Annotated in this window: 10 protein-coding genes and 2 pseudogenes; all 12 read right to left on the bottom strand. The window is 44.6% G+C overall.

The window, feature by feature from the left end; translation table 11 throughout:
• Positions 1–23: 23 nt before the first annotated feature.
• Entirely contained in the window at positions 24–974 is a 951-nt protein-coding gene (locus JET16_RS01350; protein WP_199613809.1) for a serine hydrolase domain-containing protein, read from the bottom strand.
• The gene (locus JET16_RS01345) at positions 967–1,935 is read right to left on the bottom strand and encodes an excinuclease ABC subunit UvrA (RefSeq protein WP_199613808.1); all 969 of its coding nucleotides are present in this window, start codon (positions 1,933–1,935) and stop codon (positions 967–969) included. The genes JET16_RS01350 and JET16_RS01345 overlap by 8 nt, the downstream gene beginning before the upstream one ends.
• A 62-nt stretch (positions 1,936–1,997) precedes the next feature.
• Entirely contained in the window at positions 1,998–3,359 is a 1,362-nt protein-coding gene (locus JET16_RS01340; RefSeq protein WP_199613807.1) for an excinuclease ABC subunit UvrA, read from the bottom strand.
• A 475-nt stretch (positions 3,360–3,834) separates the two neighbouring features.
• Positions 3,835–4,713: a DUF2971 domain-containing protein gene (locus tag JET16_RS30730; RefSeq protein WP_199613806.1), complete on the bottom strand. Its 879-nt coding sequence runs from the start codon at positions 4,711–4,713 to the stop codon at positions 3,835–3,837.
• 130 nt (positions 4,714–4,843) lie between these two features.
• Entirely contained in the window at positions 4,844–5,779 is a 936-nt protein-coding gene (locus tag JET16_RS01330) for a CBASS cGAMP-activated phospholipase (RefSeq protein WP_199613805.1), read from the bottom strand.
• Positions 5,776–6,759: an SMODS domain-containing nucleotidyltransferase gene (locus tag JET16_RS01325; RefSeq protein ID WP_199613804.1), complete on the bottom strand. Its 984-nt coding sequence runs from the start codon at positions 6,757–6,759 to the stop codon at positions 5,776–5,778. Before JET16_RS01325 ends, JET16_RS01330 begins: the two co-directional genes overlap by 4 nt.
• Before the next feature lie 337 nt (positions 6,760–7,096).
• Positions 7,097–8,167, bottom strand: a complete 1,071-nt coding sequence (locus JET16_RS01320; protein ID WP_199613803.1) for an undecaprenyldiphospho-muramoylpentapeptide beta-N-acetylglucosaminyltransferase — start codon at positions 8,165–8,167, stop codon at positions 7,097–7,099.
• A 7-nt stretch (positions 8,168–8,174) separates the two neighbouring features.
• Positions 8,175–8,288: pseudogene (locus JET16_RS01315) on the bottom strand (FtsW/RodA/SpoVE family cell cycle protein); the annotation flags it as partial.
• A 72-nt stretch (positions 8,289–8,360) separates the two neighbouring features.
• A pseudogene (locus JET16_RS29895) lies at positions 8,361–9,001 on the bottom strand (FadR/GntR family transcriptional regulator).
• A gap of 198 nt (positions 9,002–9,199) precedes the next feature.
• Entirely contained in the window at positions 9,200–10,213 is a 1,014-nt protein-coding gene (locus JET16_RS01300) for a D-alanyl-D-alanine carboxypeptidase family protein (RefSeq protein WP_233530927.1), read from the bottom strand.
• Between the two features lie 198 nt (positions 10,214–10,411).
• Entirely contained in the window at positions 10,412–12,262 is a 1,851-nt protein-coding gene (gene asnB, locus JET16_RS01295) for an asparagine synthase (glutamine-hydrolyzing) (RefSeq protein ID WP_199613800.1), read from the bottom strand.
• 133 nt (positions 12,263–12,395) lie between these two features.
• Entirely contained in the window at positions 12,396–13,004 is a 609-nt protein-coding gene (vanX, locus tag JET16_RS01290) for a D-Ala-D-Ala dipeptidase VanX (protein ID WP_199614245.1), read from the bottom strand.
• Positions 13,005–13,008: the final 4 nt, after the last annotated feature.

Below are 13,008 nucleotides of genomic sequence, written 5' to 3'. Positions count from 1 at the left end.
TTATAAACCCCCTTTGTCATAAACTACTCAATAAGAGCAGATAATAAATAACGTTCTACGATCTCTCTTGGATCTATAAACCTCTTCAAATGTTTTGCTTGAAAAACGATGACAAGTTGCTTCGAAGGAATGATCCTTATGAGAGATCCGCCCGCACCAGATGCGGAGAAGCCATCCTTTTCTATCCACCACAAGTAACCATAGTTTTTTCCAACCTGCCTTTTCACAGAAGTCATCACCCATTCCCTTGGAACGATCTGATCATCTCCATGAATACCTCCGTTCAAGTAGAGCAATCCGAATCTGGCCATATCTCTTGCAGTCATAGAAAGCGATCCGATTCCGAGTTCCTGTGGATCGTCTGCTTTCCAATAAGGAATGGTTAATTTAAGTGGTTCAAACAGCCATTCATTCGCTAATTCACCTATACTCTTGCCAGTAGCACGTGAAAGACACGCTGCTGCAAGAAAAGCATCAGTATTTTTGTAATTAAAGCTTTGCCCAATTACGTCCTTGATGGGTAATCTTAAACTGAATTCGGCCCAATTATTGCTTCGCATTGTCCTCTGCCAAATTGGCTGAGCATCCCCAGCCAAACGTGGATAGTAAAGGCCAGAGGTCATCGTGAGAAGATGTCTTAGTGTGATGCGTTTTCCTTGCGTATCAATCTCTAATTCTGGGAAGAGGTCCGCGACCACTTGATCTACACTTGATAAGATTCCTTTATCCAAGGCTATGCCTATTAAAGAAGAAAGAACGCTTTTGTTCACTGACATAACCGGGACAGCATTCTCCGGTCCAATTTGACGATAATAGCGCTCGTAGACGATAGTATTGTTTCTAACGATGAGCATACTTAAAACATTCGGATATCTGCTGAAAATTGCACGGTCTACAAGCGCTAACTTAGACGAATCCATTTCTTGTTCCTCTGGAGAAGCTACCGTATCCCATAACGCGGATCGACTAGTCATACATTGCCCCCTTCTTGAAGTATGTTCCAATAATTGAACTAGATATATTCGCAAGCATGTCAGGTGAACCTTCAGCTATTACCTCGCCGCCTTCACTCCCCCCAGAAGGCCCCAACTCAATGACCCAATCACATGCCGCCAATACCGACAAGTCATGCTCGATAACTAATACCGAGTTTCCTTTGTCAACCAGTTTTCTCAGAACTACCATGAGTCGGTTAGAATCCACACAACTTAATCCCGTTGTCGGTTCGTCTAAAATATACAAGATATTACCAGTACGATTACGTCCCAATTCTTTGGCCAACTTAATCCGTTGTGCTTCCCCGCCACTGATGGTAACGGCCGACTGCCCTAATGTTACATAACCCATTCCGACCTTTTCCAGTATTTTTAATGGTCCGGTTATAGAGGTTTCACTTTCATAAAAGTGAACTGCTTCAGACACAGTCATATCTAAAACATCGGCTATATTCTTTTCCCTGAACGTAATTTGTAGGATTTCCGGGCGATACCGCGTTCCATTGCAAATATGGCAAGGCCAGGTCAATGCATAGCCTCGTAATTCTTTTTTAATTTTCCCTTCTCCATTACATTCGGAGCATCCGCCGGTCGAATTAAAGGAAAAATCACCGGGCGATAATCCTAGCTCTTTTGCTTCTCTTTGGCATGCAAATAAAGTTCTAATGCCATCCCATATTCCGATATAGCTTGCCGGCGTGGATGTCTTTGTCCGTCCAATTGGAGCTTGAGTAACAACGGAGACCCCTTTTAACATTTCGGCCCCTATAAGCAATGTACCTGTCAATATTTCCTCTGAAGATCCTTCCTCGTCATCTATCTCACTCTCTTCGCTGAGATCAGTTTTCAAGGTTTGAAAGGACTTAGCTAATAACGGGACCAAAGTGGACGAGATCAGGCTGCTCTTACCGCTTCCTGAAACACCTGCTATTCCGACCATTACCCCAAGAGGGAAAGAGACAGTGATATTTTTTAAATTATGGGTTCTGGCGTTACGAATAGTTAGTCTTGGTGTGGAATCGATAATGGAGATTGTTTATCTTCAAGAATAAATGGAGTAGGATGTTTAAGTAATGGAGCAATCAATGAATCCGGGCAAGCTAAATACCCCATCAGATCGCCATGATAAACCACTCGTCCTCCATCAGTACCCGCACCAGGACCGATTTCGTCGGCAGATTGAATGATGCCAAAATCATGCTCTACGACAATCACACTGTTTCCTTGATTCACTAATTCTGTTAGGCGCTGAATCAGACGGCTTTTTTCTCTCTCATGCAATCCTACTGAAGGTTCATCGAAAACATAAATGAGTCCTTCCAATTCCGATTCCAAATGTGAAGCCAGAAATAATCTTTGTAACTCCCCACCACTTAAGCTAGGTGTGCGCCGGTATAATGAAAGGTGAGATAGACCGACATCACAAAGCTGGTTTATCTGTTTCTGTATACGTTTTAAAACCCCGCTCAGGTTTAGCTCTGCAGAGACGATTCCATTGACCGCCTTCTCCCAGAATGAAGCTTGTTCACGCAACGTGAGTTGTGCCAGTTCGCTGATATTCATCCCTTGAATGGTTATATTCCGGGCTTCTTCCCCAATTCTGGAGCCTCTGCAAGATGGACAGACTGTTGATCCGTCGGTTTCATTACCTACTCCTAAACGAGTCAGATAGGGTAGTAATCCTTCATACCCAACGGATAAATCTCCATGCAAATATACATGTTGTGCATCAGGAGACAAGGTGTAGTATGAATCATTCGGGTTAAATCCGTATGCCTTCCCTAGCCGTTTTACGCCATCTTTTAGTTTTCCAGGCGTTCCACGTATAATAGAAAAGCGATCCATATTCTTCAGAGCTTCTTGTTCACTGATGATCGATATACGTCCGGTACCAAAACATTGCAAGCACATACCAAGCGGAGAATTGAAGTTAAAATATGAAGTCGGTAATGGATCCATTGCAAGGTCACAGTCTTTGCATTTACGCTGAAAATTTGTTTTACCACCGCAGATGCTACAGTGGTAATTTCCTGCGATTGAATATACTATCTGCATTAGCCCAAGTAATTGAGTTCTTGTTCCCACTAGACTTCTGGGGTTGGATTGCCGAATGATTCTTTGTTCCACGGCCACGGTAGGTAATAATCCGGACATTTCATCGAAGCCGTCATGTTCTTCAAAACTCGTCGAACCTACCGCCCGATCATACCTCCGCTTCCCTTCACGATACAATAAATCAAAAGCTAATGTTGATTTCCCTGAACCGCTTACCCCAGTAATAACAACCAGTTTTCCCTTCGGAACATCTAAATTAAGGGACTTCAAATTATGTAACTTTGCTCCGCGTATACTTACGGGTTTCAATTATCTCTTCCTTTCTAACTTTAATATCCAATTATTTCTTTAATATTAGCAAACAATTGTTCGGTCGGGAAGATTTTCATGCATTTGCAATCATCAAAGATAATTTTCCCGGCATATAACATTGAAGAACAAATAGCCCTTAGTTAAACGATTACTAGCTTTTTTCCCTTATCAACCATAAGGGTTAAGTTCTTATCGCGCCACATTATTGTTGACAAAAGGCCCAAGTTCTTGACGTTCGTCTACGACAAGAACTTGGGCCTATAATAAAAAAGACCGCCAAATACGCGGGTGTGAATCGGCCCAAATTCTTGTCGTCCGACATTTTGCTGTAATTGCGGACTAAACGAGTCCGCTTACCAAAGGCCACCTGTATTATTTAGCTCTTAACCAAATTTTTAATACCTCAAACGGTTTAATTTGAGTCGATCCATTTTCACAAACATTTACTTTCTACCGTTGGAATCTATTTTTATTATAATTGCTTAACTGAAAACTCATAATCAAGCGAATAGTTTTCAAGTTGCATTTTATATATTGGTATATTTAATTTTTTTGCCATTTGCTTCAATCTCTCGATATACTTATTCGTGCAACTCATTCCAATGTATATTGCAGAAGGACCAGCATTCATCAAGCGAGTGTCCTTCCGTCCAATAACTACTCTCAATTCTTTTTCATAACTCCAGCTAACATGTTTCAAACAACTTAAATAAGCTATAACCCAGATTAACATCATATTGTCCATTAACACTGTTTTATTTTCTTTCCACTTTGCCTCTTTTATCTTTTTTAGTGTTTCTGATACAATCGTTTCCATTATAGGTGTAATATCTATTCGCTTATCCGTATATTGAACGGGAAGCATACAACCTTTCATACTCAAGTTATATTCTTGGTTCAAATCATACGACAAACAAAAACCCCTATGATTGTTTGCATAATGTGCCCACATTGGCATGCTGTTGATCCCATTTGATGTAAATGAAGAAAATAAGCTAAAAGAAGCAAAGTCATCAATTATTCTTCCGTTTACATGTTTAAGACGTGAATATCTGCTTAGTCTTTCACTACGATAAAAATAGGCATTACTCTCGAACGGATCATTGAGTTCTTTAGGTGATGCCAAATAAATTTTCTTATCTTCAATGGTCTTAAATTTCAATTCGTTTAGTTCTTTATCATCAGTCAATGAAAAATATTTATATACTGTATCGGGTATATGCAATCTAGTGATTTTGTATATTGTATCACTTACTAGTGAGTTGTAAGGATCTGAATTAATTAATTCAATCGCCTTGAGGTAATCCATCGGATGTTCCTCGCGGTATTTATCTAAACCAAAGTCAGCCACAGAAAACCCCCTTAGATGCCCTCCCAAATGACATTTAGAATATCGGATTATCCAATCGATCCCAGTATCGGCGAAAAAATAATGGCAATGTTTATTTATGGACGATCCGTTCAATCACAACGCTCTCCCCTCACATCGTACGGAAAGGTACAAACGGCTCTGCGTGTTCAGTAAAGAAAACGGCATCTAGGTTTCGAAACGTCTTGCTCGCTTCTGTTTTCCCAAGACCCATCAACGACCTTATCTCCTTTATGCCATCAAGCGAATATTTGTTTGGGACAGTTGGGCTAATCCTTATTAGGTTCTCGCTCCCTGCAAGCAACGATGCCGTACCAAGTGCTTGAGAGGATTGCCCCGCCATGAATACCTCCGTTATGCGTGGCCCCCAGTATCCTATCCCCATTGGAAGGAAGCGGGCTACGCCGACATGAATCGGTGTTGAAGTACAGCCTAGGCTCAAAACCTTTAACTCATCCCTTGGCCAGTTAAGTACACCTATTGCCTCTACAACAGCAACGCCTACTGGGTTGTTTGCCCATACTCCACCATCAATGATCGGTGTTCCAGAATTAGTTACATGGGTCCTGAAGAATGTAGGTGCTGCCGCAGTACCCAAAGCGACATCTACTGCACGTTCGGTGTAATCACGTATGTAGTTAGGCTTGTGTGGTGTCTTGAAAACATGAACCTCTCCCGTATCTATATTCATGGCGGGGATTACAAGACGGACCTTACTCTCCCACAACCGCTTATCACCAAAAGTCGATTCTAAAGCCTTTTGAAGAGGTTTGGCACTGTATTTTGCACTCCCTATCCGCTTCAAGTTACTCAGGATTGGGGTTTGCCTGAATATCTTCTGCCCTTCTGACTCATAGAAGGATAGTATTTCCTTAGCAGTTAGCCCCATGCCTAGACCGAGTGCGATAATTCCTCCCGTTGATGTCCCGACGATTAAGTCAAAATAATTTGCAATACGGTCTCCGATTGCATCTTCCAATGAAGCAAGGAATGATGCGGGGAACACTCCCTTTATTCCACCACCGTCAATCGATAAAATTCTTCTCACCTTGAAACCTCCCGAGGGAAGAAATCATTCCCGAGAACGTCCTTCCAACATTCGATCGCAGTCGGTCGGTCATGGGTTGTAGCTGCTATCCTGGAAAGTCGGGCTAGTAGGACGACAAATTGGTGGAACACAGACCAATCATGCCAATTCCATTCATCCTCATCGAACAAATCCCGTTCCCCGCATGGTGTCTTGATATCTGATCGGTACCAAGCTTCAGCTGGATATTGGGCGATATAACCTAAAAGACTCGCAATGTAATCAGCAGGAGATCCCTCGAAGTAAACGTTTGGGATTGCGTGCAGAAGGCTCTCGATATGGAATGAGACAGCATCGATGTCATGATAATTCCGTATATGTTTGAACACCTTGATAGCAGGAATGTAGTTGCTGTTCGTAACGCTGTTCTTGCTCGTTAAGTATGCTTGATGTGTCCTTGCGTATCCTTCTTCCCACCTTCCCTTATGTGGACGATACAAGCAAAACGGTTCGACCCTTGGGTCATGGTTTCCCCTTTTTAAGACAGCAGGAAGTATCTCGACCTTTATGCCGAGATCCACCTTTATGCACATACTACCTTCGTTGTAACGAACCTTATTACGATAACGCCCATCGTTGAGCAAAGGCGCAGCCAACGTGTCGAAGATTTCGTTTCTTGACCAAGTCCTTCCCCCGCCCCCGCCACTCTCCCCAAATGATAATCCCTTACAGAGAACTACGATATCGACATCATTGATCGTATATATCGCTGTCTGTTGCCTGTATGATCCCTGAAGAAAACAGACGGGTGATAATTCGCTAGCGAGTCCGTTAGGATCTTCGAGCAGCCCTGTAATCGTGGAGTGTTCACTCGATGCACGAGATACAAAAGTCGGGCTTGGGTTAAGCCTGTTGAAGAAGTATGCGAAGTTTGCGGATAACGAGTGAATCGCCAAGGGAACCCTCCATCCTTGATTGGAAATGAAGACCAGTCCATACATGGGAGTATTCTCCTAGGAATCGACATTTTCCTGCAAGGCTCTACAACTTTCGCCATTCCCTTCTGTTCCTGCTGTTGTGACTGCACGGACAAAAGGGTGTTCCATATCTCCATCTAGGAAGAAGATCCCAGTAACTCGCCATTATGTCAACACATTTGTGACGTTAGAGTACGATGACGGAACTTTTATGTCGCAGAGCTACGACACAAAAGTTGCGACATAAATAAAGAAAAACCCATAAGTATGGGCTATTTAAAAAAAATTATGTGGGTACGTTTGTGTCGTTAGATTGTAATTAATATTCAAGGGCGCCGCACCAAGTTCCTAACTATTCGCTTTAGCAAATTCCGCTGTAGGTTTCAATCAGTTCTACGATGGATGCAACCGCATCGCTTTCATTTCGGGATTGCATCGCAGCCTTATAAGTCTCACGATTAGCATACAGAGCTTCTACTCGTTCTACAAGCGTATCTGCCGTTAGGGTTTCTTCGCTCAGGACATCTGCATAACCTGCTTTCCGGAATGACGCCGCATTCAGAATCTGGTCTCCTCGACTTGCTTGCAGCGACAAAGGAATAAGCAGCATAGGCTTTTCCAGTACCAGAAATTCATAAATGGACGTAGCACCCGCCCGGGAAACAACCAAATCTGTCATCGCCAGAATATCAGGTAGCTCCTCGTTTACATATTCGAATTGGTTATATCCCCGTGTATTAGCAAGCTCCTCTGCCATATGACCTTTCCCGCATAGGTGCACGATCTGAAATTGTGCAAGCAAGCGCTCCAGGTTACCACGGACTGCTTGATTAATGGCTTGTGAGCCTAAGCTGCCCCCCATCACCAAAATGACAGGTTTTTGCGAATGAAAATTACATAGCTGGTATCCGCGAGATGCTTTACCGCTGCGAATGTGTTCACGAATCGGTAAACCCGTCAGAACGGCCTTATCTTTTTGAACATGCTGTAAAGACTCCGGAAAGGTAACACAAACTTTAGTTGCAAAAGGAATTGAAATTTTGTTTGCTAGCCCTAGCGTTATATCAGACTCATGAATAATGACCGGAACCTTGTTCATCCGGCTGCCTATAACGACCGGGACGGAAACGAACCCGCCCTTCGAAAAGACGATGGCGGGCTTCAACCGACGGAGCAATCTATAAGACTCATAAACACCTTTCAACACTCTGAAAGGGTCTTTCACATTTTTGAGATCAAAATATCGACGTAATTTCCCCGACGAGATCGGGTAAAAGGGAACTCCCTCACGTTCTATGATGTCCTTCTCGATGCCCATTGCCGAACCTATATATTTAATTTCCCAACCTAATTGCCCAAGCCTGTGCATGAGCGCAAGGTTAGGCGTAACATGCCCGGCGGAGCCACCTCCGGTAAAGACAATAGTTTTCATTTTGCTGTCACCTCGAATAACGAGATATATTGAGCAGGATGCCGACCGATGTCAGCATAAGCGTCAATGAAGACCCACCTGCACTTATGAATGGCAGTGTAATGCCGGTTACCGGGAACATCCACCATTTGCATAAACAATTACCTCCGGGGCCGGCGGCGATATCCGATGCTTATTGTCGACAAACCCGATGCTATTTTGCCGATTGCAAAGCGTTCTCGACTTGGGTGAGATGCTTCGTCATCGTCGCAGCCGCCGCTTTCGGGTCCCCGTCGCGATTCGCCTCGAACAGCATCCTGTGTTCTTCGAACAGCTTGGCGGCCGTTTCCTTCCCGCTGAAAAGCCACAGCTTGCGACTATCTTGAATCATGCGGTGCATCGCGGCGGCAATAAGCGCCATAATTGTCTCCAGTATCGGATTGCGCGACGCCCGGGCCCGACAGTATCCTTCATCTGCTCGACGATTTTGCCGATCTCCTTGATATCTTCATCCGTACGGTACAGTGCAGCAAGCCCCGCGGCTCCGACCTCCAGTATCTTGCGAACCTGCAGCACTTGCGCAAGCTCGGCGTTCGACGTCTGCAGCGAGTCCAGCACCGCCGACGGCTCGAGGCCCGGCTTTTTTACATAGGTTCCGCCGCCCTGCCGCGATTCGATCAGGCCGAGCGCCTTCAACTGGCTGAGCGCCTCGCGGACCGTCGACTTTCCGACCCGGTACTGGGTCGCCAGTTGGTCGATGGTGTCCAGCTTCTCCCCCGGCTTGATGAGACCCGATTCGATAAAGCGCCGGAGCTCGTCCGTGATGATTTCGTAATTTTTCCGCTGCAGGCTCATGTCATCCGTCCCCGTCCCGTGTCGTTCATACATATGCATATTCGTACGATGCGACGCCGATTGTCCCATCGATGCCGGATACCGTGCTGATGCCGGGATCGACGCAAGAGGTCGCGGACATTCTGTGCACGGCGAACGAGCGCTCGCCATTTCCTCCCGGAACCGTTCAAAATCTTTATAAATTCTTATGAACAACTACTATTTTTCTATACTGTTGTATACAGCTAATGCATCGGTAATATTATACTGTTCCGTATAGTGATCCCCTTTCGCACCAACTGAAATCAAAATATATTCTTGGTCACCCACTTGAGCGAGGCTCGCAAGACATAGACCCGCTTCATCGGTGAAGCCAGTTTTCCCTCCTAAGATTTCCACGTCGGCGATGCTCTGATTGTTAAGTTCTTCAAACATGGTACTTTTGAAGGTTATCCCGTCAGGGTGCTTATTCGTTGGCGGTGTGGTATGGCGTGATGAAGTAAAAATCTCCCGGAAAGTATCATTCTGTAAAGCATAGCTTAGAAGAATAGACAGATCTTTTACTGTTGTGTAATGGTTTTCATGCTGAAGTCCAGTTGAGTTCTCGAAATGTGTGTTATGCATGCCGAGATCTGCCGCTTTTTGATTCATCATCCCTACAAAGTCCTTTTCCGACCCTGCAATGTAATAAGCAAGTCCAACACAAGATTCTGCCCCACTAGGAAGCAGAGCCCCATATAAAAGGTCAATCGCCCTTACTTCCTCCCCCGGCTGGAAGCCTGCCATAGATGCATCTGCTTCTGACAGGCCCTGAAACACAGAATTGGTCAGTGTGATTTCTTTCTTCAAATCAGGCAAGTTTTCTATTACGACAATGGCTGTCATCATTTTAGTCAATGAAGCAGGATATATTTTTTCTTCACTGTTTTTCTGCATCAGAACGGTATGATCTTTTAAATTGATCAGAATCGCATTAGGACTGTTCAGTTCGCCGGGAGATATGGACACAGAGGGTTCGGGTTCTAGCTCCAACGATGGATCTGGCATTGTTTTATGGTCTGAAGAAATGGGCGGAGAATACGACGAGCTGTTATCGTCATATTCATTCACAGGTATTTGGTGGTTTTCTGGAGTAATGATGGATTTGTAGACCAAAGCAGCAACGACAACCATCAATAGAAGCGCTACAAATATGCGTATTCCTGACTTTTTCTTTTTTTCTGTTCGTACCATAATAAAATAACTCCTTATTCTGTGCTTATCTTGGAATTCCATCAAATGAACTTCTTAAGATTTTTTCCGGATCTGCATGTTCCTCTTTATTTTGTACTGGGGAAAAAACAGAAGCTCATCCTCGCCCGCTACCTTTTTTGCTTTTTCAAGCAGCCTTTTTCCTCCATATCGGTTCCTAGGTCAATGGCTGTGCACAAACTATTGCTCCATATACATTTCGTGCCATAGGCTAAAGATGTATAGCACCCACAATTTTCTAGAATAATCTCCCCGGCCGGCCAGGTGATCTTGTACCATGCGTTCAACGTAAGGAAGTTGGAAATACTGCGACATGGAAGGCACTAATAATTGCTCACGAATAACGGACATTCTTTCCTTGCGGCGAAGCCAATCGCGGATTGGGACCGGGAAGCCGAGTTTGGGGCGATTCACTATAAAATCCGGCACGATTCCTTCCATTGCCTTCCGTAAGGCATATTTCGTGGTCCCTGCCGCAATCCGGTAGCGAACCGGTATTTTCCTTGCTGCCTCAAATACTTCTTTATCAAGGAAGGGGACCCGTAATTCAAGCGAGTGCGCCATAGTCATTTTGTCGGCTTTCATCAGGATGTCCCCGGTTAACCATAAGTTCAAGTCAATGAGCTGCATCCGGGTAACCGGATCATGGTGAACCGATTCATGGTAAAACTTTTTCGTAATATCGCTAGCCTTTCCCACTTTATGAAACCAGCTCTCCCAATTCGTAAGTAAATCTTGTTTCGCATCTTCGTGAAAAATATTCGCGTTGCCAAAAAAGCGTTGTTCAAGCGGCGTAAACGCTCTTAGTAAATAGTTTTTCCCTGTAAACGACCATTGCGTATCGGTTAGGATCTTCTGCATCATTCGTTTCCACATTGAGGGGAGCCAACTTAACGCTCGCAATGAGTTCGGCTCCCGGTAAATGCGATACCCGCCAAACAATTCATCGGCACCTTCACCCGACAGGACGACAGTGACGTGCTCTTTCGCCAAACACGCAACATGGTATAGTGCGACAGCAGACGGGTCCGCCACCGGATCGTCTTGGTGCCAAACCGTCTTTCTTACACTGCCGAAATACTCTTCTTCTAAAATGATGTGGTCGCAGTGATAAGTCCCTAACTCGAAAGCCGTTTTTCCCGCAATAATGGTCTCATTGTTCGAACCTTCAAATCCTACGGAAAAGGTTCGAATCGACTCAAAGGAATTCATATGGGCCGCTATCGCTGTGGAATCAATGCCGCTGGATAAGAAGCAGCCCCGTGGTACGTCGCTTTGCATATGAAGTTCGACGGAATTGTGCAAGGACGCTCGAATGTCTTCTATATAATCGTTCATCGATCGTTCGGATGGCTCAAAGATGGGTGACCAGTATTTACTTACTCGCACCCTCCCGTCAAAATCCACTCGCATACAATGCCCTGCCTGCAATTGATGCACGTTCGAATACATCGTGTTGGGCTGAGGCACGTATTGGAACGTCAAATACGCAACCAAGCTTTCCATTCTTATCGTTTTTTTCACTCTTCCGCTAGCGATGAGTGCTTTGATTTCGGAAGCAAAAACAAATCCCTCTTGATCTACGATGTAATACAAGGGTTTAATCCCAAAAAAATCACGCGCTGCAAATAACGTTCGCTTGCGAGCATCCCAAATCGCAAAAGCAAACATACCTCTCAAATAATCGACGCAGTCTTCCCCATACTCTTCGTAAAGATGCACAATGGTTTCGGAATCAGACTGACTTGAGAAACGGTGTCCCTTATCCATCAACATGCTTCTTAACTCTTTGTAATTATAAATTTCCCCGTTAAAAACCAACCAAACCGTTCGATCCTCGTTCGAACATGGTTGACGCCCTTCCACAACGTCAATGATGGATAGTCTTCGAAATCCTAAGCCGATACGATCGTCAATATGATAAGCAACGTCATCCGGTCCCCTATGCACAATGGTCTCTGTCATTTTTACCAGTACTTCCGCATTTACGGGCCGTTCATTAAAATGCATCAAGCCTACAATTCCACACATGCGGTTTGTCCTTTCGCGTTTGAGCAGTGATTAGATATAACCGTCAAACACTACAATTTTTAGCATTTGACCAACACCCTCTAGTTTGCCTGTGCAACGGTCAAAAGCTTATGTAGAAAATCAGGAGTATTCGCTATACAACGGGGAAATCAAAATAGTGATTGGGGTATGGTTCGTTTCTTAATACATAGTGCCACCATTCGAAGCTATACGCTTCAAACCCGCTGTTTTCCATGATGGAACGCAAAAGTCTGCGATTTTGCGCTTCCATGCTTGCAATCCCTTTTGCTTCATGGTGTGAACGCTCATCCATAAAATCGAACCCTCCTCCCATGGAAACAAGCGCACCCGTATCTAAGTGGTAAAGCGTAAGATCAATAGCACTTCCGCGACTATGACTTGATTGTGGCGCTATATATCCCTGTGCAACCATCTCGGTTCGCTCGATATTCGGATAGTATTTTTCTTTTGTGAGGTTGTCTTCCGGTTGCTCGCACCAACGCAGGAAGCGCTCTACCGCACGTTTGGGGCGATACCCGTCCCATAACAGTAAACCGTACCCAAGAGCCGCCGCTTGCTTCTGCGCCTCCAGCAGCGCAAGGGCTAGGGCATGTGTTCCCACGATGCGATTGACCTCATATCCGTCTACTGGTTTCCCTGTGAAATTGTCCCATGTGGCATATTTGGCGTCCCAGCGAACACCGTTCAATATTTCATCTAAAAAAACAAATCCCTTTTCCATGCTT

Source organism: Paenibacillus alkalitolerans, from assembly GCF_016482785.1.
Classification (GTDB): domain Bacteria; phylum Bacillota; class Bacilli; order Paenibacillales; family YIM-B00363; genus Paenibacillus_AE; species Paenibacillus_AE alkalitolerans.
This window is presented reverse-complemented; position numbering and strand designations above follow the sequence as displayed.

Excerpts from the sequence above, each read along its gene's own strand:
- JET16_RS01350 (WP_199613809.1), bottom strand. The coding sequence starts at position 974 with ATGACTAGTCGATCCGCGTTATGGGATACGGTAGCTTCTCCAGAGGAA.
- JET16_RS01345 (WP_199613808.1), bottom strand. The coding sequence starts at position 1,935 with ATGGTCGGAATAGCAGGTGTTTCAGGAAGCGGTAAGAGCAGCCTGATC.
- JET16_RS01325 (WP_199613804.1), bottom strand. The coding sequence starts at position 6,759 with ATGTATGGACTGGTCTTCATTTCCAATCAAGGATGGAGGGTTCCCTTG.
- JET16_RS01320 (WP_199613803.1), bottom strand. The coding sequence starts at position 8,167 with ATGAAAACTATTGTCTTTACCGGAGGTGGCTCCGCCGGGCATGTTACG.
- JET16_RS01300 (WP_233530927.1), bottom strand. The coding sequence starts at position 10,213 with ATGGTACGAACAGAAAAAAAGAAAAAGTCAGGAATACGCATATTTGTA.
- asnB (WP_199613800.1), bottom strand. The coding sequence starts at position 12,262 with ATGTGTGGAATTGTAGGCTTGATGCATTTTAATGAACGGCCCGTAAAT.
- vanX (WP_199614245.1), bottom strand. The coding sequence starts at position 13,004 with ATGGAAAAGGGATTTGTTTTTTTAGATGAAATATTGAACGGTGTTCGC.